Source organism: Prescottella defluvii, from assembly GCF_000738775.1.
GTDB classification, from domain to species: Bacteria; Actinomycetota; Actinomycetes; order Mycobacteriales; family Mycobacteriaceae; genus Prescottella; species Prescottella defluvii.
In genome coordinates this window covers 84071-101913 of the sequence record NZ_JPOC01000020.1, presented here as the reverse complement: position 1 = coordinate 101913, position 17843 = coordinate 84071, and the positions used below count along the sequence as shown (strand labels likewise).

At 68.5% G+C, this 17843-nt stretch carries 21 protein-coding genes; 8 read left to right on the top strand and 13 right to left on the bottom strand.

The window, feature by feature from the left end; translation table 11 throughout:
- Nucleotides 1-15: 15 nt before the first annotated feature.
- Entirely contained in the window at nucleotides 16-783 is a 768-nt protein-coding gene (locus tag IJ15_RS0107425) for a glutamate racemase (RefSeq protein ID WP_031937709.1), read from the bottom strand.
- An 18-nt stretch (nucleotides 784-801) separates the two neighbouring features.
- Nucleotides 802-2004, bottom strand: coding sequence for an NAD(P)/FAD-dependent oxidoreductase (locus IJ15_RS0107420; RefSeq protein ID WP_197059774.1), 1203 nt, complete (start codon nucleotides 2002-2004; stop codon nucleotides 802-804).
- 229 nt (nucleotides 2005-2233) lie between these two features.
- Here IJ15_RS0107420 and IJ15_RS0107415 point away from each other — a divergent pair, with 229 nt between their 5' ends.
- Genes IJ15_RS0107415 through IJ15_RS0107390 form a run of 6 tightly spaced genes read left to right on the top strand, consistent with a single transcriptional unit; the run spans nucleotide 2234 to nucleotide 5454 of the window.
- Nucleotides 2234-2710, top strand: coding sequence for an Asp23/Gls24 family envelope stress response protein (locus tag IJ15_RS0107415; protein WP_031937707.1), 477 nt, complete (start codon nucleotides 2234-2236; stop codon nucleotides 2708-2710).
- Nucleotides 2707-3024, top strand: coding sequence for an Asp23/Gls24 family envelope stress response protein (locus tag IJ15_RS0107410; protein ID WP_031937706.1), 318 nt, complete (start codon nucleotides 2707-2709; stop codon nucleotides 3022-3024). The genes IJ15_RS0107415 and IJ15_RS0107410 overlap by 4 nt, the downstream gene beginning before the upstream one ends.
- Nucleotides 3021-3200: a hypothetical protein gene (locus tag IJ15_RS0107405; RefSeq protein WP_005518282.1), complete on the top strand. Its 180-nt coding sequence runs from the start codon at nucleotides 3021-3023 to the stop codon at nucleotides 3198-3200. Before IJ15_RS0107410 ends, IJ15_RS0107405 begins: the two co-directional genes overlap by 4 nt.
- Nucleotides 3193-4182 carry a DUF6286 domain-containing Asp23/Gls24 family envelope stress response protein gene (locus IJ15_RS0107400; protein WP_031937705.1) on the top strand — a complete coding sequence of 330 codons (990 nt, stop codon included), beginning with the start codon at nucleotides 3193-3195 and terminating at the stop codon, nucleotides 4180-4182. Before IJ15_RS0107405 ends, IJ15_RS0107400 begins: the two co-directional genes overlap by 8 nt.
- Nucleotides 4179-4805: a hypothetical protein gene (locus IJ15_RS0107395; RefSeq protein ID WP_231569449.1), complete on the top strand. Its 627-nt coding sequence runs from the start codon at nucleotides 4179-4181 to the stop codon at nucleotides 4803-4805. Before IJ15_RS0107400 ends, IJ15_RS0107395 begins: the two co-directional genes overlap by 4 nt.
- 4 nt (nucleotides 4806-4809) lie before the next feature.
- Nucleotides 4810-5454: a pentapeptide repeat-containing protein gene (locus IJ15_RS0107390; protein ID WP_051918612.1), complete on the top strand. Its 645-nt coding sequence runs from the start codon at nucleotides 4810-4812 to the stop codon at nucleotides 5452-5454.
- A 20-nt stretch (nucleotides 5455-5474) separates the two neighbouring features.
- Here IJ15_RS0107390 and IJ15_RS0107385 read toward each other — a convergent pair whose 3' ends face one another.
- Entirely contained in the window at nucleotides 5475-5840 is a 366-nt protein-coding gene (locus tag IJ15_RS0107385) for a YybH family protein (protein ID WP_031937702.1), read from the bottom strand.
- Between the two features lie 99 nt (nucleotides 5841-5939).
- Between IJ15_RS0107385 and IJ15_RS0107380 the strand changes: the two genes are divergently transcribed.
- Complete coding sequence (locus IJ15_RS0107380) at nucleotides 5940-6833, top strand: LysR family transcriptional regulator (protein ID WP_031937701.1); 894 nt, start codon at nucleotides 5940-5942, stop codon at nucleotides 6831-6833.
- A 108-nt stretch (nucleotides 6834-6941) separates the two neighbouring features.
- On the opposite strand, the gene tuf is transcribed toward IJ15_RS0107380, so the two are convergent.
- The 7 genes from tuf to IJ15_RS0107345 form a co-directional block, all read right to left on the bottom strand.
- The gene (gene tuf, locus IJ15_RS0107375; protein WP_031937700.1) at nucleotides 6942-8132 is read right to left on the bottom strand and encodes an elongation factor Tu; all 1191 of its coding nucleotides are present in this window, start codon (nucleotides 8130-8132) and stop codon (nucleotides 6942-6944) included.
- 89 nt (nucleotides 8133-8221) lie between these two features.
- A complete protein-coding gene (gene fusA / locus IJ15_RS0107370; RefSeq protein ID WP_031937699.1) occupies nucleotides 8222-10324 on the bottom strand; it encodes an elongation factor G in 2103 nt (700 codons plus the stop codon).
- A 159-nt stretch (nucleotides 10325-10483) separates the two neighbouring features.
- The gene (gene rpsG, locus IJ15_RS0107365; protein WP_031937698.1) at nucleotides 10484-10954 is read right to left on the bottom strand and encodes a 30S ribosomal protein S7; all 471 of its coding nucleotides are present in this window, start codon (nucleotides 10952-10954) and stop codon (nucleotides 10484-10486) included.
- Nucleotides 10954-11328, bottom strand: a complete 375-nt coding sequence (gene rpsL / locus IJ15_RS0107360) for a 30S ribosomal protein S12 (RefSeq protein WP_031937697.1) — start codon at nucleotides 11326-11328, stop codon at nucleotides 10954-10956. The genes rpsG and rpsL overlap by 1 nt, the downstream gene beginning before the upstream one ends.
- A gap of 413 nt (nucleotides 11329-11741) precedes the next feature.
- A complete protein-coding gene (locus tag IJ15_RS0107355) occupies nucleotides 11742-12275 on the bottom strand; it encodes a DUF3558 domain-containing protein (RefSeq protein ID WP_031937696.1) in 534 nt (177 codons plus the stop codon).
- A gap of 10 nt (nucleotides 12276-12285) precedes the next feature.
- Nucleotides 12286-12810 carry a DUF3558 domain-containing protein gene (locus tag IJ15_RS0107350; protein ID WP_031937695.1) on the bottom strand — a complete coding sequence of 175 codons (525 nt, stop codon included), beginning with the start codon at nucleotides 12808-12810 and terminating at the stop codon, nucleotides 12286-12288.
- 18 nt (nucleotides 12811-12828) lie between these two features.
- A complete protein-coding gene (locus IJ15_RS0107345; RefSeq protein WP_051918610.1) occupies nucleotides 12829-13467 on the bottom strand; it encodes a TetR/AcrR family transcriptional regulator in 639 nt (212 codons plus the stop codon).
- Between the two features lie 191 nt (nucleotides 13468-13658).
- Here IJ15_RS0107345 and IJ15_RS26935 point away from each other — a divergent pair, with 191 nt between their 5' ends.
- Entirely contained in the window at nucleotides 13659-13787 is a 129-nt protein-coding gene (locus IJ15_RS26935) for a hypothetical protein (RefSeq protein WP_031937693.1), read from the top strand.
- 69 nt (nucleotides 13788-13856) lie between these two features.
- Here the strand turns inward: IJ15_RS26935 and IJ15_RS0107335 are convergent, their stop codons facing one another.
- Genes IJ15_RS0107335 through IJ15_RS0107325 form a run of 3 tightly spaced genes read right to left on the bottom strand, consistent with a single transcriptional unit; the run spans nucleotide 13857 to nucleotide 17840 of the window.
- The gene (locus IJ15_RS0107335; RefSeq protein WP_031937692.1) at nucleotides 13857-14663 is read right to left on the bottom strand and encodes an enoyl-CoA hydratase family protein; all 807 of its coding nucleotides are present in this window, start codon (nucleotides 14661-14663) and stop codon (nucleotides 13857-13859) included.
- A gap of 10 nt (nucleotides 14664-14673) precedes the next feature.
- The gene (locus tag IJ15_RS0107330) at nucleotides 14674-15837 is read right to left on the bottom strand and encodes an acyl-CoA dehydrogenase family protein (protein ID WP_031937691.1); all 1164 of its coding nucleotides are present in this window, start codon (nucleotides 15835-15837) and stop codon (nucleotides 14674-14676) included.
- Nucleotides 15834-17840 carry an acetyl/propionyl/methylcrotonyl-CoA carboxylase subunit alpha gene (locus tag IJ15_RS0107325; RefSeq protein WP_231569447.1) on the bottom strand — a complete coding sequence of 669 codons (2007 nt, stop codon included), beginning with the start codon at nucleotides 17838-17840 and terminating at the stop codon, nucleotides 15834-15836. Before IJ15_RS0107325 ends, IJ15_RS0107330 begins: the two co-directional genes overlap by 4 nt.
- Between the last annotated feature and the right edge of the window lie 3 nt (nucleotides 17841-17843).

The window sequence follows — 17843 nt, the reverse complement described above, 5'->3', positions numbered from 1 at the left end:
CCCGACCCGAGCGGGTCAGCGCGACGGCGCGGCCAGCAGGAGCCGTCCGGCGTCGAACGCCGCGGCACTGACCGGCAGGTTCCCCCTGGTCCCACTGAGTAGGACCTCCACGGTCCCCTGCCCGGTCGTGTCCCGTCCGAGCGCATCGATGCGGCGCAGGGTCTGCGCCGCCACCGCCTCGGCGCTGTCGAACAACGCGACCCCGTCGGGAAGGTGCGCGGCGATCTCGTCCGCGACGAGCGGGTAGTGCGTACACCCGAGCACGACACCGGCCACGTCGTCGGGGGTACGGGCCGCCGCCGACGCGATGGCAGCCCGCGCCGCCTCGACGTCGCCGAGATCGATCGCGTCGGCCAACCCGTGGCACGCGACCCCCACCACCGAACTTCCGTTCGCGAACTCCTCGACCAGATTCGCCTGGTAGGCACTCGCCGTGGTCGCGGCGGTGGCCCAGATGGCGACGGAATCACACACCGCCGCGGCCGGCTTGATCGCCGGCACCGTACCGATGACGGGAATGCCGTCGCCGAGGTCGGCACGCACATGGTCGAGCGCGGTGACACTCGCGGTGTTGCACGGCAGCACCACCACCTCGGCGCCCCGCTCGACCGCCCGGCGCGCCGTGCCGACCACCCGGTCGATCACCCACTGCTCGTCCCGCGGCCCCCACGGCGCATTCTCCGGGTCGAGCGACAGCATCAGATCCAGATCGGGCCGCAACCGACGCAGCCAGGCAGACGTCGGAAGCAGTCCCAGACCCGAGTCGATGAGCGCAACGATCACCTGACAAATCTAGCCGGGTCAGGCAGGGGCGGCCTCGAGCAGTTCCCCGATCGGCACCCCCGCCGCGATCTTCGCGCGCATCTTCATCACCGCACCGGCCGATCCCAGTCCGACGACCGCGGTCAGCGCGCCGCCGCGCGAGTAGTAGACGACGAACTTGCGGCCGTCGTCCTTGATCACGTGGACGTCGTCGTCGGCCGAGACGGTGCCGAGGGCCTGGATCTTGACGCCGTACTGGTCGCTCCAGAAGTACGGGACCTGCGCCGGAGCGTCCGGGTCGCCGGTGCCGGTGAGCGCCCCCGCGAGGATCTTCGCCTGGTCACCGGCATTGCTCCAGTGCTCGACCCGCTTGTGACCGCCCGCCTCGTGACGCCACGCGGCAACGTCGCCGATCGCCCACACGTGCGGATCGGCGGTCCGGCCCACGTCGTCGCACAGCACACCGTTGTCCAGGGCGATCCCCGAACCATCGAGCCAACCGGTGACGGGCACCGAGCCGATCCCGATCGCGACGACATCGACGTCGAGCTCGGTGCCGTCGGACAGCACGGCACCGCTCACCCGCTCCTGCCCGGTCAGCGAGGCCAGGCCCACACCGGCGCGGACGTCGACACCCTCGTCCCGGTGCATGCGCCCGACCAGCGCACCGACCCGCTCCCCCAGCACCGACGCGAGCGGCGCGGGCTGCGGTTCGACGAGCACGACGTCCAGACCCAGCGCCCGCATGCTCGCGGCCAGTTCGCACCCGATGAAACCGGCGCCGACGACCAGGGCGCGGGCCCCTTCGCGGAGGTCGGCCCGCAGCGCGCGGCTCTCGTCGACCGACCGCAGGACGTGGACGCCGGCCAGCTCGGGCAGGCCCGGGATGCGGCGCGGGGTCAGACCGGTCGCGATCACCAGGTCGGCGTACGCGATCTCCGTGCCGTCCGACAGCGCGACCGTGCGGTTCTCCCGGTCGAGGCCCGTCGCGGCGGCGCCCAGACGCAGATCGATCCGCTGCTCGTCGAAGAACTCTCGCGGCCGCAGCGTCGTGTCGTCGTTCTCGCCGCGCACCACTTCCTTCGACAGCGGCGGCCGGTCGTAGGGCAGGTGCGGCTCGTCACCGACGATCACCAGTTCGCCGTCGTACCCCGCCTGGCGAAGCTCCTCGGCGGCGCGGACGGCGGCCAGACCGGCCCCGACGATCACGACCGGACCCACGGTGCTCTCGTTACTCGACATTGCGTCAACCCTCCATCGCCGCGACCCGCACGGGCCGTCGCAAGAATTAGAACTTGTTCTTATCAAACACGTAGGGTCCAGCGATACTCCCTCGACCGGGCCGGGTCCCGCACCGCCGGCGGTCGCCGCTCGAACCGTGGCCCGTCGCTGCTCCCGAGCGGACGCGGAAGTCACTACAGTTGAACCGGAACCGGGCCGACGCGGGAACGGCACCGTAAGAGGAGCGACGATGACCACTGATCCGGGCGCAGGTTCGAACACGACGGGTGGGCGAATCCCATTCGGGGCGAGCGGGACGCCCGACCTGATCAGCTCGCAGGGCAGGACGATCATCGCGGACGCGGTCGTCGCGAAGATCGCGGGTATCGCCACCCGCGAGATCAACGGCGTCTACGACGTCGGCGGCGGCACCGCACGCGTCGTCGGTGCGCTCCGCGACCGCATCCCCGGTGCCCGCGTCGATCATCGGCAGGGTGTCGCCGTCGAGGTCGGCGAGAAGCAGGCCGCGATCGACATCGGCATCGTCGCCGAATACGGCGTGGCACTGCACGAACTCGCGGCCGGGATCCGCCGGAACGTCATCGCCGCGGTCGAGAACATGACCGGCCTCGAAGTCACCGAGGTCAACATCACCGTCTTCGACGTCGTGCTCTTCGACGAGACCGACACCGGCGCCGAACCCGACGCCAAACCGAGGGTGCAGTGACAGAGCCTGTCGCACAGACACTCTCACCGGCCGAGCTCGCCGCACAGGCTGCGCTGGCGGTACCCCAGGTGGTGGGACTGCACGGTGGCGAGTTCGGCGAGGTCGCCACGTATCTGCCCGGCCGACGGGTCACCGGCGTACGCATCGACGACACCCGCTGCTCCGTCCACGTCACCGTCCGGTATCCGGCCGACCTGTTCGCCACCGCCGAGCGGATCCGCGACGCCGTCCGCGAGGTCGTGAGCGTGCCGGTGGACGTGACGATCGAGGACCTGACCGGCCTCCCCGACAACGAGACAGGACCCGAACTATGAGCAGTACAGGCATGGGGCTGATCGCGGGACTGCTCCTGGCGCTCGCCGGAATCCTCGGCGGCTTCAGCGGTTTCGTCTTCGCCGTGCTCCTCGGCGCGGTCGGAATGGCGATCGGCGCCCACCGCGACGGCCACCTCGACCTCGGCGCCCTGCTCCGATCCCGCGGCCGTGGCTGAACCGGACACCGAACCGAGCGACGCCCCGCCGGCTCGCGCAGCGATCGACGAACCCGGGTCACGGGGAAGCCTGGTCATCAAGGACCGGGCGATCGAGAAGATCGCGACCACCGCAGCCCTCGAGGTGCCCGGAGTGGTGGCGCAGGGCGGCGGGCTCACCCGGTTCACGGGCCGCGAACTGCCCCGCGCCGACGTCTCCACCGGGACACGGTCGGTGGCGGTCAATCTGTACCTCGGTGTGCACTGGCCGTGTGACGTCGCGGAGCTGACCCGGCGCGTCCACCACGAAGTGGGCCGACAGGTCGAGAGCCTCACCGGGATGCAACTGCACCAACTCGGCGTACTCGTCGCCGGCACCGGCCCCGACACGCCCGCCGACTCCGACATCGCGTGCCCGACGCCCCGTCCCGCCGACACCGTGATCGCACCGCGGCCACCGACCGCCGCGCCCGCCGCGGTCCCCGCGGCGATCCTGATCGCGCTGGGCCTGCTGGGCCTGGCTGCCGTCGCAGCCCGCGAACTGCTGATAGCCCGCGGCACGATCACGGGAGCGCCCTGGCTGCAGAACACCTTCGAATGGCTCGGACGCCTGCACTGGGAGCAGTGGCTGGTCCCAGTCGCGCTCGCCGGTCTCGTCGTCGGCATCGTGTTCGTGTTCCTCGCGCTCGCCCCACGCTCCCGGACCCACGTTCCGCTCCGCACCGGCGACGGCGCCGCCACCGTGTGGATGCGTCCCGTCGACGTCGCCCGCATGTGCAGTGCGCGCGCCGGCACGGTGCCCCGGGTACTGTCCGCGCACACCATCGTCGACCGCCGCCGCGCCACCGTCCACGTGATCACCGATGCCGCCGTCACCGGACCCGACGCGGACGGCCTCCGAGACGCCGTCGGCGACGCTGTCGGCGACGTACTCTCCCTCCTCGGCCACCCCCTGAAACTGCGCGTCAAGACACGCGCCGACCGTCCTCAGAAGCGATCGTGAAGCGCCGCGCGGCGGCACTGAACCGCCTCCTGGTCCTTCTCGTCGGGCTCGCCCTCGCCGCGGCCGGCGCGGCGGCACTCGCGTGGGACCGCGGCGTCACCACGATCCGCGACGCGGTGACCAACTTCGACCGTGACCGGTTGATCGAGGTCCCCCAACAGGATTGGTGGCACACGGCACTCGGCGTGACGATCGGTGTCTGCCTCGTCCTGGCGGTCGCGGTCCTCGCCGTCGACCTCACCCGGCGCCGCGCCGCGCCCAGCCAGTTCCTCGAGTCACGGACCGACACCCCCGTGTCGATCGACCTCGGCCCGATCGCGACCGGCGTCGCCACCGAACTCGAGCGACTGCCCGGGGTGCGGCGCGCGAGGGGGCGTGCCCTGTCCGATCGTGGGCTCGCGACGATCCAGGTGACCGTCGAGGCCGATCCGCACTCCGACGCCGCCGCGCTCACCCACGCGTCCGAGCGGATCGCGGCCACCACGACCTCCGCGCTCGGCGGCACCGCGGTCGCCGACGTCGCGGTGCGAGTCCTGCTGCACCTCGACCGCGCCGACCATGCACCGGCGGCGACACCCGACGCACCCGGACCGCCGCCCGCCGCCGTCGATGGAGCAGACTGACCCCATGCGCGACACGGACCCCGACCTCACGAACACCGACTCCGACAACGAAGGCACGCACATCGAGGGCGAGGACTTCTCCGACGCGACGTTCGCTGGCGAGACCTGGCGGCACCGCACCTACACGGGCTGCACCTTCCGGGACACCGACCTGTCGGACCTCGTCACCGAGTCGGTGACGTTCACCGAATGCGACTTCACCGGAGCCGACCTCACCGGGTCACAGCACAGCGGGTCCGCGTTCCGAAACTGCCACTTCGAATACACCCGCATGTGGGACAGCACCTTCCGCCATTCGAGCTTCATGGGTTCGGTCATCCGGGACTCCCGGATCCGCCCGCTCACCCTCGAGGAGGTCGACTTCACCCTCGCCTCGCTCGGCGAGATCGACCTGCGCGGCGTGGACCTGTCGGGCTGCCGCCTGCGGGAGGCGAACCTCGTCAAGGCCGACCTCCGCAAGGCGATCCTGCGTGGCGCCGATCTGACCGGCGCACGGACCGGGGAGCTACGTCTCGACGACGCCGACCTGGAAGGTGCCCGCGTCGACGCCGCGCTGTGGACGTCCGCGAAACTCACCGGCGCGCGCATCGAGATGCACCAGGCAGTGAGCTTCGCGGCCGCGAACGGACTGCGGGTGGCCGGCCACTAGCCGCGCACCCGCGCGAATACTCACTCGGGAGGCCGGACGAACTCCGGCTGATCGAGGACCCGCAGCCAGCTGCCGTCCGGCTGTCGGCGGACCACCTGCGCCCGCGCGCCCGCCCCGTCCCGGGGCGGCGTCGACGTCAGGGCGAGCCCACCGCTCACCAGTGTCGGCAGCGGCGGTTCCGGCTCGAAGCGAGGAGCGTGCGCCAGCACCTGCGCCCACAGATCGCGGATCGCGGCCCGGCCCACGGTCACCGATCCGGGCGGGTACGCCATCACCGCGCCCTCCTCGTACAGCGCCGCGACGCCGTCGGCGTCGCCCGCGTTGGAGCGATCGACGAACAGCCGGGTGAGATCCTCGGGGGTCATGGCCTTCTCGGTACTCGTCATGCCTGGTCCTCTCGTGCAGCGAATTCGGTGCCTTCAGCATCCGTCTCCCCAAACGAGAAGTCCAACAGATAGTTCTGCTCGAAAGTAGAATCATCAGTTATGGAATTGCGCCAACTCGAGTACTTCGTCGCGGTCGCCGAGGAAGCGAACTTCACACGCGCCGCGGCCCGCGTCCACGTCAGCCAGTCCGGGATCAGCGCACAGATCCGGCAGCTCGAGAACGATCTCGGCGCGCCCCTTTTCGACCGCTCGACGCGCATCGCCACGCTCACGACGGCCGGAGAGGCCGCACTCGCGCACGCCCGCGCCGCACTGGCCGCGGCCCGCGCCGTCCGTGACGCAGTCGACGACGTCAATCAGCTGGTCCGGGGCCGGCTCGAGGTCGGCATGGTCACTGCCTGCACCGTGACACCCCTGTTCGATGCGCTGTCCGCGTTCCATCGCGCACACCCGGGTGTCGACGTGAGCCTGCTCGAGGACAACTCCGATCGACTCGTCGACGGCGTACGCGGCGGCGCGATCGACCTCGCGCTCGTCGGGATCCCCGGCCACCCGCCCACCGATCTGGCCTCGCTCACGCTCGTCAGCGAAGGCCTCGTCGCCGCCGCCCCTGCCGGCCACCCGCTCACCCGGATGCCGACGGTGACGCTGGCCGAGGTGGTTGCGCATCCTCTCGTCACCCTGCCGATGGGCACCGGCATCCGCGCAGTCCTCGAGCAGGGGTGCGCGGATCTCCGCTGCCGACCCGACATCGCCCTGCAGGCAAGCGCCCCTGACGCCGTGGCCGACCTCGCGATGCGCGGGTTGGGCGTCGCAATCCTGAGCGAGTCCATGGCCTCGTCGTATCCGGGCCTGGAATCACGACCGATCGCCGACATCGCCGTCGACGCGGTACTGGCGCTGGTGTGGAAACACGAGCCCGCCCCCGCGCTGCGGGAACTCCTGATGCACACGCGGAACGCGTTCACGGTCCCCGCCTCACGGGCTTCCTGACACTTCCGCACGCCCCGGCGACACCGGACGAGCCCCGAAACGCGCAATGGCGCCCACTCCCGAAGGAGTGGGCGCCATCGACGGGATCAACCGTCAGTGAAAACTAGCTCACTTGACGATCTTGGTGACGCGACCGGCACCGACGGTGCGGCCACCCTCACGGATCGCGAAACGCAGGCCCTCGTCCATAGCGACCGGCTGGATCAGCACGACGGACATCTCGGTGTTGTCACCGGGCATGACCATCTCGGTGCCCTCGGGCAGGGTCACAACGCCCGTCACGTCAGTCGTACGGAAGTAGAACTGCGGACGGTAGTTGTTGAAGAACGGCGTGTGGCGGCCGCCCTCGTCCTTGGACAGGATGTACGCCTGGCCCTCGAACTCCGTGTGGGGAGTCGTGGTGCCCGGCTTGACGACAACCTGGCCGCGCTCGACATCTTCGCGCTTGATGCCACGAACCAGCAGACCGACGTTGTCGCCAGCCTGGCCCTGGTCGAGCAGCTTGCGGAACATCTCGATGCCCGTGACCGTGGTCTTGGTGACCTCGGTGCGGATGCCGACGATCTCGACTTCCTCGTTCACGTTGACCACGCCACGCTCGATACGACCGGTGACGACGGTGCCACGACCGGTGATCGTGAAGACGTCCTCGACGGGCATCAGGAACGGCTTGTCGGTCTCACGAACCGGGTCCGGGATGGACTCGTCGACCGCGTCCATCAGGTCCTCGACGGACTTGACCCACTTCGGGTCGCCCTCGAGTGCCTTCAGTGCCGAGATCGGGATGACCGGAGCGTTCTCGTCGAACTCCTGGCCGGCCAGCAGTTCGCGGACCTCCATCTCGACGAGCTCGAGGATTTCCTCGTCGTCGACCATGTCGGCCTTGTTCAGCGCGACGAGGATGTAGGGCACGCCGACCTGGCGAGCGAGCAGCACGTGCTCGCGCGTCTGGGGCATCGGGCCGTCGGTAGCCGCCACGACCAGGATCGCGCCGTCCATCTGAGCCGCGCCGGTGATCATGTTCTTGATGTAGTCGGCGTGACCGGGGGCATCGACGTGAGCGTAGTGACGCTTCTCCGTCTGGTACTCAACATGCGAGATGTTGATCGTGATGCCACGGGCCTTCTCTTCGGGAGCCTTGTCGATCTGATCGAACGCAAAGCTCTCGTTGATGTCCGGGTACTTGTCCGCGAGCACCTTGGTGATGGCCGCGGTGGTCGTGGTCTTGCCGTGGTCGACGTGACCGATGGTGCCGATGTTCACGTGCGGCTTGGTCCGCTCGAACTTCGCCTTCGCCACTGGATGTCCTCCTGGACTGATTGTGCTTGCGGTATGCAGCAGTGCGGTTGGTTATTACGTTGGTCGTGCTTCGGCCGACGAAACCGAGGTTACTCGCCGGTCGCCTTGGCGATGATTTCCTTCGAGACGTTCGAGGGAACCTCTGCGTAGGAATCGAACACCATGGAGAAGTTCGCTCGACCCTGGGTCTTCGACCGCAGGTCACCGATGTAGCCGAACATCTCCGAGAGCGGAACCAGCGCCTTCACGACACGGGCACCACTGCGTTCCTCCATGGCCTGGATCTGGCCACGGCGGGAGTTGAGGTCGCCGATCACTTCACCCATGTAGTCCTCGGGCGTAGTGACCTCGACAGCCATGATGGGCTCGAGAATGACCGGGCCGGCCTTGCGGGCGGCTTCCTTCAGCGCCTGCGAACCGGCAACCTTGAAGGCCATTTCCGAGGAGTCGACGTCATGGTATGCGCCGTCGAGCAGGGTCAGCTTCAGGTTCACGAGCGGGTAGCCGGCGAGAACGCCGTACTGCATCGCGTCCTGCGCACCGGCGTCCACGGAGGGGATGTACTCGCGCGGAACGCGGCCACCGGAGACCTTGTTCTCGAACTCGTAGCTCGCGCCGTCCTCACCCAGGAAGGGCTCGAGGGCGATGATGACCTTGGCGAACTGGCCCGAACCACCGGTCTGCTTCTTGTGCGTGAACTCGTGCTTCTCGACCGTCTTGGTGATGGTCTCACGGTACGCAACCTGCGGCTTGCCGACGTTGGCCTCGACCTTGAACTCGCGACGCATACGGTCGACGAGGATGTCGAGGTGAAGCTCGCCCATGCCGCCGATGACGGTCTGGCCGGTCTCCTCGTCGAGCTCGACCGAGAAGGTCGGATCCTCTTCGGCGAGCTTCTGGATCGCGGTGCCCAGCTTCTCCTGGTCGGACTTGGTCTTGGGCTCGATGGAGACCTGGATGACCGGATCCGGGAAGGTCATGGACTCGAGGACGATCGGGTTGTCCTGCGCGCACAGGGTGTCACCGGTCGTGGTGTCCTTCAGGCCGATCATCGCGTAGATGTGGCCGGCCACGGCCTCGTCGACCGGGTTCTCCTTGTTGGCATGCATCTGGAAGAGCTTGCCGATGCGCTCCTTCTTGCCCTTGGTCGCGTTGAGGACCTGGGCACCCGGATCGATACGACCCGAGTAGACGCGCACGAAGGTGAGCTTGCCGAAGAACGGGTGCGCAGCGATCTTGAAGGCCAGCGCCGAGAACGGCTCTTCCTTGCTCGGCTTGCGCTTGAGGATGGTCTCCTCGTCGTTCAGCTTGTGACCCTCGACCTCGCCGATGTCCAGCGGGGTCGGCAGGTAGTCGATGACCGCGTCGAGCATGGGCTGGATGCCCTTGTTCTTGAACGCGGTGCCACACAGCACCGGGTACAGCTCGGAGTTGACCGTCAGCTTGCGGATGGCGCCCTTGATCTCCTCGATCGTGAGCTCCTCGCCGCCGAAGTACTTCTCCATGAGAGCTTCGTCGGACTCGGCAACGGTCTCGAGCAGCTTCTCGCGGTACTCGGCAGCCTTGTCGGCCAGCTCCGCCGGGATCTCCTCGATCGTCGCCGGGGTACCGATCTCGGTGACGCCGCGCCAGGTCAGAGCGCGCATCTCGACGAGGTCGACGACGCCGTCGAAGTCGTCCTCAGCGCCGATCGGCAGCTGCAGGACCAGCGGCTTCGCGCCGAGACGGTCGATGATGGTCTGCACGGTGAAGTAGAAGTCCGCGCCCATCTTGTCCATCTTGTTGACGAAGCAGATGCGCGGAACGTCGTACTTGGCAGCCTGGCGCCAGACCTGCTCGGACTGGGGCTCGACGCCCTCCTTGCCGTCGAACACGGCAACGGCGCCATCGAGAACACGGAGGGAACGCTCGACCTCAACCGTGAAGTCGACGTGACCCGGGGTGTCGATGATGTTGATCTGGTTGTCGTTCCAGAAACAGGTGACAGCAGCGGAGGTGATGGTGATACCACGCTCCTTCTCCTGCTCCATCCAGTCGGTGGTCGACGCACCGTCGTGGGTCTCACCGATCTTGTAGTTCACACCGGTGTAGAAGAGGATGCGCTCGGTGGTGGTGGTCTTACCGGCATCGATGTGCGCCATGATGCCGATGTTGCGGACCTTGTTCAGGTCGGTCAGCACTTCCTGTGCCACAGGATTCTTCCCCGCTCGTTGATCGTGTCGGCCCTTCTGGGGCCACCGTCTTTTCTCTTGTCAGCCGGCCCGATTACGGAACCGACACAGTAGTGACGACGCCAGGCCGGGGGTTTCTCGGGATTCAGACCCGTGAGGCTCCCCCGGCCTGGCGTGGTGTCACCAGCGGTAGTGCGCGAACGCCTTGTTGGCTTCAGCCATCTTGTGGGTGTCCTCGCGACGCTTCACGGCTGCACCGAGACCATTGCTGGCATCCATGAGCTCGTTGGCGAGACGCTCGACCATGGTCTTCTCACGACGTGCACGCGAGAAGGTCACCAGCCAGCGCAGGGCCAGCGTGGTGGAGCGACCGGGGCGAACCTCGACCGGCACCTGGTAGGTGGCGCCACCGACACGACGGCTGCGAACCTCGAGGGCGGGCTTGACGTTGTCGAGCGCGCGCTTGAGGGTGACGACCGGATCGGTGCCGGTCTTCTCGCGGGCCTGCTCGAGTGCTTCGTAGACGATGCGCTCGGCAGTGGACTTCTTGCCGTCCATGAGGATCTTGTTGACGAGCTGCGTGACCAGCGGCGAACCGTAGACCGGATCGGCGATCAGCGGGCGCTTGGGAGCGGGGCCCTTACGTGGCATTAGCTCTTCTCCTTCTTGGCGCCGTAGCGGCTGCGTGCCTGCTTGCGGTTCTTGACACCCTGGGTGTCGAGCGAGCCACGGATGATCTTGTAGCGCACACCCGGAAGGTCCTTCACACGACCGCCGCGGACGAGCACCATCGAGTGCTCCTGCAGGTTGTGGCCCTCACCCGGGATGTAAGCGGTGACCTCGACGGAGCTGGTCAGGCGCACACGGGCGACCTTACGCAGCGCGGAGTTCGGCTTCTTGGGGGTAGTGGTGTACACGCGAGTGCACACGCCACGACGCTGCGGGCTGCCCTTGAGCGCCGCGCTCTTGACCTTGGCGGCCTTGTCGCGGCGGCCCTTGCGGACCAGCTGGTTGATGGTTGGCATTTACCGGCTTTCTTCTTCGTTTCGGACTGCTCGTACAGGAACCCGTTCAAGCAACCTTGGCTGTTCTGAAATTAGGGATCCATCGGTTGGGGCAAGAGAGCTGCTGCCCCTCACCCGGTCCTCGCGTGCACACGAGGTCGGGCGTGTCGCGCACCCCTACACAGGCAACCGGATGCTCGTACCTGCAGAAACCACAGAAACTCGCGCACGGCAATGCCTCGCATAGGCACACAGATCGGCCCGGACACGCGGAAGCAATAGCCTGCGTAGCGACCCCCACGGTCGGACACGACCCCCAACGATACCCGGCAGCTCCATTCGAGGTCAAAGCGGGCCGAACATGGTATGCCCGGCGTGGTATGTAAGCCCGGACATCGGCTGTGCCGGTCGCGGCAGGTCGCGGCAGGTCCGACTCACGCGCTCTGCGTCAGCGTCAGTTTCGCCAGCTCGATCGCGGCGTCACACGGATCGGGATGTCCCGCCGCCCGGAACTGCACCCACCAGCCCACGACGCCACCGGCCGGGCCACCTGCGGAGATCCCGCAGCTACCCGGATCCTGCGGCGGGCGCGACAGCACGGCGCGCCGGCCCTCGATGCTCACGTCCTGCACGTCGTACCCCAACTGTTCGGACGTCCGGCGCTCGATGTCGAGCGAACCGGTCTCGAACCAGTTGAACGTCACCCGCACGGGACCGCTCGGGCCACCGACCGTCCAGCGGCAGATCGCGCCGAAGAAGCCCCGTTCGACGGGGCCGCCGCCGACCGCCTCGGCGATCCTGTCCGGCGCGACGACATCGCACTCGGTGAGCAGCGACGCGAATCTCGACGACGCGCCGGATTCCCCGGCGCCGACGGGGGTCGGCGTACCGGAAACGATCGACGTGCAGCCCGCGAGGACGAGCGCAGGCGCCAGGACCGCGGCCGAACGGACGACGGATGCCGGAATCCGGGTCACTTCACTTCCCCCTCGCCACGGTGAGCTCCGCGAGCTCTCGCGCCGCGACGCACGGATCGGCCGTCGGTACCGAGCCGACGTACGCGACCGACCAGTGCACGAAGCCGTCGCCGAACTCGACACCCAGTTCGCACAGCCTGCTCGACACGGACGCCTCGAACCCCGGGTTCCCCGCGATCTCGATGTCGGCGGCCGGACGCCCGATCAGTTCGCTGCCGGCCCGCTCACGCCCGATCGGACTGCCGCGGTACCACGAGAACGACACGTGCGGGCCGCCCTGCCCGGCATCCTGCGATACCTGCCACTCGCAGCCCACCGAGTTTCGGACCACCGTGCCGAACCCCGGGACGCCGAACGCTTCGGCCACCTCCTCGTCGGTGACCGAACCGCACTCACCGAAGAACGGACCGGTCGCGCGCACGGTCGACACCGTCGAGCCGACGGATTCGTCGGACCCGTCCGCCGCACCGCAGCCGGCGACCAGCACGGCGGCACCCGCCAGCACCCCCACCAGCTTGATCGACATGGGGCGGAACTGTACCGGCTACGACACCGGCGACGCGGGCGACGTCACATCACCGCGTCGAGCGTCGAGCGGTGACAGCGCGGAGTCGAGCTGGGCGGCCCAGCACCGCACGATCTCGGCCCGACGTCGCGAGTCGTCGGTGAGGACGTCCGCGAGCCCGAGACCGCGCGCCAGATCGAGCGTCGCCTGGACCAGACGTCGGACCGTCGGGTTCGAATCGTCCACGCCGAGACTCTCGACGGCGGTGCGGTGCGCGATGCGGCCGAACCGGTCCTCGAGCGGGAGGACCCGCGCCCGCAGTTCCGCGTCGGCGGCCGCCGCCGTCCACACCTGCAGCGCCGCCTTGAACAGCGAGCCCGAGTAGTAGTCGACGAGCCGCGCCACCACCGCCTCGGTCCGGCCCGCACCGTCCGGCAGCTCCGTCGCCTCACGCCGCGCCTGCTCCATCCGGCTGTCGAACATGAACTCGAGCGCTGCGGTGATGAGATCCTCGCGGGTCGGGAAGTGATGCTGCGTGGCGCCACGGGAGACGCCGGCGCGTTGCGCGACGACGGCCACCGTCGTGGCCGACCAACCGAACTCGGCCAGACAGTCGACGGTTGCCTCGAGGAGGCGATGCCGGGTCAGCCGGCTCCGGTCCTGCTGCGGTGCTCGCATGTCCGTCGTTCGTCCTCTCGGGTCGGCCGTGGTCGGGTTTCGAGTGAATCACGCGTGCTCAGGATGCGGATAATACCCAAATTAGGGTGTCCTTAGTCACATCTCGATTGCCGAACCGCGTTGCGGCCGCTACTAATTCCTGTGAGGGAAGGCCCACTTCCTCCCGATCCACTCACACAGGAGCACTTTCCATGGGTTCTGCAGACTTCATCCCCTACTTCGACTTCGTCAAGGATTTCGCGTCGAACGCCTCCAACCTGCTCAAGGCGCTGGACTTCTTCTCCGGCTCGCTCGACGCGTTCCAGGGCCTGGGCAAGTAACAATGCCCGGACCGCGCCGTGACCCGTCCGGGTCACGGCGCATCCGTGTGTCGGCACTGCGGTCGGACATCACTGGGGCACCCACGACGGCCGCCGCTTCTGCATGAACGCCGTGATTCCCTCGACCGCATCGGCCGATCCGAACAGCGCCGCGGACTGCGCGGCGAGGACATCCCCGTAGCGATCGAAGTCCTCGAGCATCCGCATCGTCGTGAGCTTCTTGGACTCGGCCAACCCCTGCGGCGAGCACTTCCACAGAGTCGCGACCAACTCCCGGACAGTGTCCTCCGCGTCCTGCACCGCCTCGCTGACCAGACCGATCGCCTCCGCCTCGTGCGGACCGAACTTCTCGCCGGTGAGGAAGTAGCGTCCGGCCGCACGCGCCGTGAGCCGCGGAATCACCGTGAGCGAGATGATCGACGCCGCCAGACCCAGACGAGCCTCCGTCAACGCGAACGTGCTGTCCGGACCGGCGACGACGATGTCGCACGCCCCCACCAGACCCATCCCACCGGCACGGACGTGTCCGTCCACACGGGCGATCACCGGTTTCGGTAGCTCCACGATCGCCCTCAACAGACCGACCATCTGACGGGTCCGCTCGGCCGCGAGTTCCGCCGGGTCGGCGTCCGCGGCGCCACTCGCCTCCGACAGGTCCGCACCCGCGCAGAACGTGCCACCGGTGTGGGTGAGCACGACGGCACGCACCCCGTCGTCGGCCGCGGCATCGGCCAAGCCCTGCAGCAGTTCACCGACCAGCCGGCTCGAGATCGCATTGCGATTGTGCGGCGAGTCCAGCGTGAGCGTCGCACAACTGTCGGCGACGTCGTATCGAACGAAACGATCGATCACGGGTACCGCATCGGAATCAGTCATCGCTACCGCCTCAGTACGACTTCGGCAAGCCCAGCGAATGCTGGGAGACGAAGTTGAGGATCATCTCGCGGCTCACCGGAGCCACCCGCGCGATCCGCGCCGCACCGAGCATCGCCGACAGCCCGTACTCCTTGGTCAGGCCCGCGCCGCCGTGCGTCTGGATCGCCTGGTCGAGAGTCCGGATGCTGGCCTCGGCGGCCGCGTACTTGGCCATGTTCGCGGCCTCCGCCGCACCGAAGTCGTCGCCGCTGTCGTAGAGGACGGCCGCCTTCTGCATCATCAGCTTGGCGAGCTCGAGCTCGATCTTGCACTGCGCCAACGGATGTGCCAGCCCCTGGTGAGCGCCGATCGGCGTCTTCCAGACGGTGCGTTCCTTCGCGAACTTCACGCCCGCCTCGAGCGCCCAGCGCCCCATGCCGATCGCCATCGCCGCCCCCAGGATGCGTTCCGGGTTGAGACCCGCGAACAACTGCATCAGTGCCGCGTCCTCCGAGCCGACCAGCGCGTCGGCGGGCAGTCGGACGTCGTCGAGGAACAGCGTGAACTGGCGATCGGGCTCGACGACGTCCATCTCCATCGGCTGCGCGACGAAGTTCTCGGCCTCGGTGGGCACGATGAACAGTGCGGGCTTGAGCTTGCCCGTCTTGTGGTCCTCGGTGCGGGCCACGATCAGGACGGCGTCGGCCTGATCGACGCCGGAGATGTAGACCTTGTTGCCGCGCAGGATCCAGTCGTCTCCGTCCCTTCGCGCCGTGGTGGTGATCTGGTGCGAGTTGGAACCCGCATCGGGCTCGGTGATGCCGAACGCCATGATCTTGGAGCCGTCGGCGAGCGCGGTCAGCCATTCCTGCTTCTGCGCATCGGTGCCGTACTTGCCGATGATGGTGCCGCAGATCGCGGGCGAGACCACGACCAGCAGCAGTCCGGCGCCCTGTGCCGCGAGTTCCTCCTGCACCAGCGCGAGTTCGTAGATGCCCGCTCCCCCGCCTCCGTACTCCTCGGGCAGGTTGACGCCCAGGAACCCGAGCTTGCCGGCCTCGGTCCACAACTCCGTGAGCGGCTCGCCCTTGCGGGCCTTCGGCAGCACGTAGTCGACGTAGTTGAAGCGCTGCGCGAGCTTGGACACCGCCGCCCGCAGCTCCTTCTGCTCCTCCGACTCGATGAAGCTGCTCATGTGGTTTCTCCTTCTGCGACTTCTGCTTCCACGATTGCCAGGATCGATCCGACATCGACCTGCTGGCCGACGGCAACGGGTAGTTCGGTGAGCACGCCCGCGGTGGGCGCCTTGACGGTGTGCTCCATCTTCATGGCCTCGAGCCACAGAATCGGCTGACCGGCCTCCACGCGATCGCCCGCCGCCGCGCCGAGGCGGATCACCGCACCCGGCATCGGCGCCAGCAGCGACCCCTCCGCGACGACGGTCGACGGGTCGACGAATCTCGGTACCGCCGTGAGCGATACCGGTCCGAGCGCCGAGTCGACGCACACCAGGTCCCCGTAGCGGGCCACGTCGAACCCGCGCTGCAGACCCGCGACGTCGAGCACCACCCGGTCGGGCGCCGACGACACCAGTACGACGTTCTCGAAGTCCTCCGCCGTCAGACCCGATCGGGTCTGCAGGTAGCGGATGTCGTGCTCGCCGTGCGTGCCCGCGTACTGCTTGTGCTGCGGCTGCGACGGCAGATTCCGCCAGCCGCTGGGCAGGCCGGCGTTCACCGGTGCCGCGGCACGATTGGCGGCGGCGTCGGCCAGCGCGGCCGCGAGCGCGGACAGCTTCTCGGCCTGCTCGTCGGCGAGCGGACGCGACAGCGCGTCGAGTCCGTGGGTGTCGAAGAACGCGGTGTCGGTGTCGCCCGCGAGGAACGCGGGATGGCGCAGGACGTTCACCAGGAGATCCCGGTTGGTCTGCAGACCGTGCAGCCGGGTGCGGGCCAGCGCCGACGCGAGCACCTGCGCGGCCTGCGTGCGGGTGGGCGCGAACGAGATGACCTTCGCGAGCATGGGGTCGTAGAAGACGCTCACCACCGACCCGTCCTCGACGCCCGAGTCCAGGCGCACCCCGGTCCGGTCGAGAACCTCGAACTCCGCGGCGGGGCCGGGCAACTCGATGCGTTCGACGGTGCCGCTCTGCGGTCGCCAGTTGTGGGCGGGGTCCTCGGCGTACAGCCGGACCTCGATCGAGTGTCCGCGCAGGGCGGGCGGTTCGGCGGGCAGTGCGGCACCGGCCGCCACCTGTAGCTGCAGCTCGACGAGATCGAGCCCGGTGGTGCACTCGGTGACCGGGTGTTCCACCTGCAGACGCGTGTTCATCTCGAGGAAGTAGAAGTCTCCCGCTTCATCGGCGAGGAACTCGACGGTGCCGGCGCCCTCGTAGCCGATCGCGTTGGCGGCGAGGCGCGCCGCCTCGAACAGGCGCGCACGCATGGCCGGAATGCGTTCGACCAGTGGCGACGGAGCCTCCTCCACGACCTTCTGGTGGCGGCGCTGAATGGAGCACTCACGCTCGCCGACCGCCCACACCGTGCCGTGCCGGTCGGCCATCACCTGGACCTCGATGTGCCGTCCGGTCTCGAGGTAGCGCTCGCAGAACACCGTCGGATCACCGAACGCGGACTGGGCCTCGCGCGCGGCCGCCTCGATCTCGCGGGGCAGCGCCGACAGCTCACGCACCACGCGCATGCCGCGGCCGCCGCCACCGGCGGACGCCTTGACCAGGACCGGCAGGTCGGCCTCGGTGACCGATGCCGGGTCCAACTCGGCGAGGACGGGGACGCCGGCCTCGGCCATGATCCGCTTGGACTCCACCTTCGAGCCCATCAGCTCGATGGACTTGGGCGGCGGCCCGATCCAGGTGAGTCCGGCAGCCTCGACGGCCTGCGCGAAATCGGCGTTCTCCGAGAGGAATCCGTATCCGGGGTGGACGGCGTCGGCCCCGGCGGCACGCGCCGCGGCGATGAGCGCGTCGGCGCGCAGGTACGTCTCGGCCGGTGTCGAACCCGGCAGCCGGACCGCGGCATCGGCCTCCGCGACGTGCGGGCTCGCGGCGTCGGGATCGGAGAAGACCGCGACCGTGCCGACCCCGGTGCGCCGGCACGTCGCGAAGACGCGTCTGGCGATCTCACCGCGGTTGGCGACCAGGACGGAGGTGACGGGGGAAGTACTCACAGTGCTGCTCACTCG

Coding starts and splice junctions, on each gene's coding strand:
- IJ15_RS0107330 (WP_031937691.1), bottom strand. CDS start 15,837: ATGAGCAGCTTCATCGAGTCGGAGGAGCAGAAGGAGCTGCGGGCGGCG.
- rpsG (WP_031937698.1), bottom strand. CDS start 10,954: ATGCCACGTAAGGGCCCCGCTCCCAAGCGCCCGCTGATCGCCGATCCG.
- IJ15_RS0107350 (WP_031937695.1), bottom strand. CDS start 12,810: ATGTCGATCAAGCTGGTGGGGGTGCTGGCGGGTGCCGCCGTGCTGGTC.
- IJ15_RS0107390 (WP_051918612.1), top strand. CDS start 4,810: ATGCGCGACACGGACCCCGACCTCACGAACACCGACTCCGACAACGAA.
- IJ15_RS0107380 (WP_031937701.1), top strand. CDS start 5,940: ATGGAATTGCGCCAACTCGAGTACTTCGTCGCGGTCGCCGAGGAAGCG.
- IJ15_RS0107420 (WP_197059774.1), bottom strand. CDS start 2,004: ATGTCGAGTAACGAGAGCACCGTGGGTCCGGTCGTGATCGTCGGGGCC.
- IJ15_RS26935 (WP_031937693.1), top strand. CDS start 13,659: ATGGGTTCTGCAGACTTCATCCCCTACTTCGACTTCGTCAAGGATTTC.
- IJ15_RS0107405 (WP_005518282.1), top strand. CDS start 3,021: ATGAGCAGTACAGGCATGGGGCTGATCGCGGGACTGCTCCTGGCGCTC.
- IJ15_RS0107415 (WP_031937707.1), top strand. CDS start 2,234: ATGACCACTGATCCGGGCGCAGGTTCGAACACGACGGGTGGGCGAATC.
- rpsL (WP_031937697.1), bottom strand. CDS start 11,328: ATGCCAACCATCAACCAGCTGGTCCGCAAGGGCCGCCGCGACAAGGCC.
- IJ15_RS0107345 (WP_051918610.1), bottom strand. CDS start 13,467: ATGCGAGCACCGCAGCAGGACCGGAGCCGGCTGACCCGGCATCGCCTC.
- IJ15_RS0107335 (WP_031937692.1), bottom strand. CDS start 14,663: ATGACTGATTCCGATGCGGTACCCGTGATCGATCGTTTCGTTCGATAC.
- IJ15_RS0107385 (WP_031937702.1), bottom strand. CDS start 5,840: ATGACGAGTACCGAGAAGGCCATGACCCCCGAGGATCTCACCCGGCTG.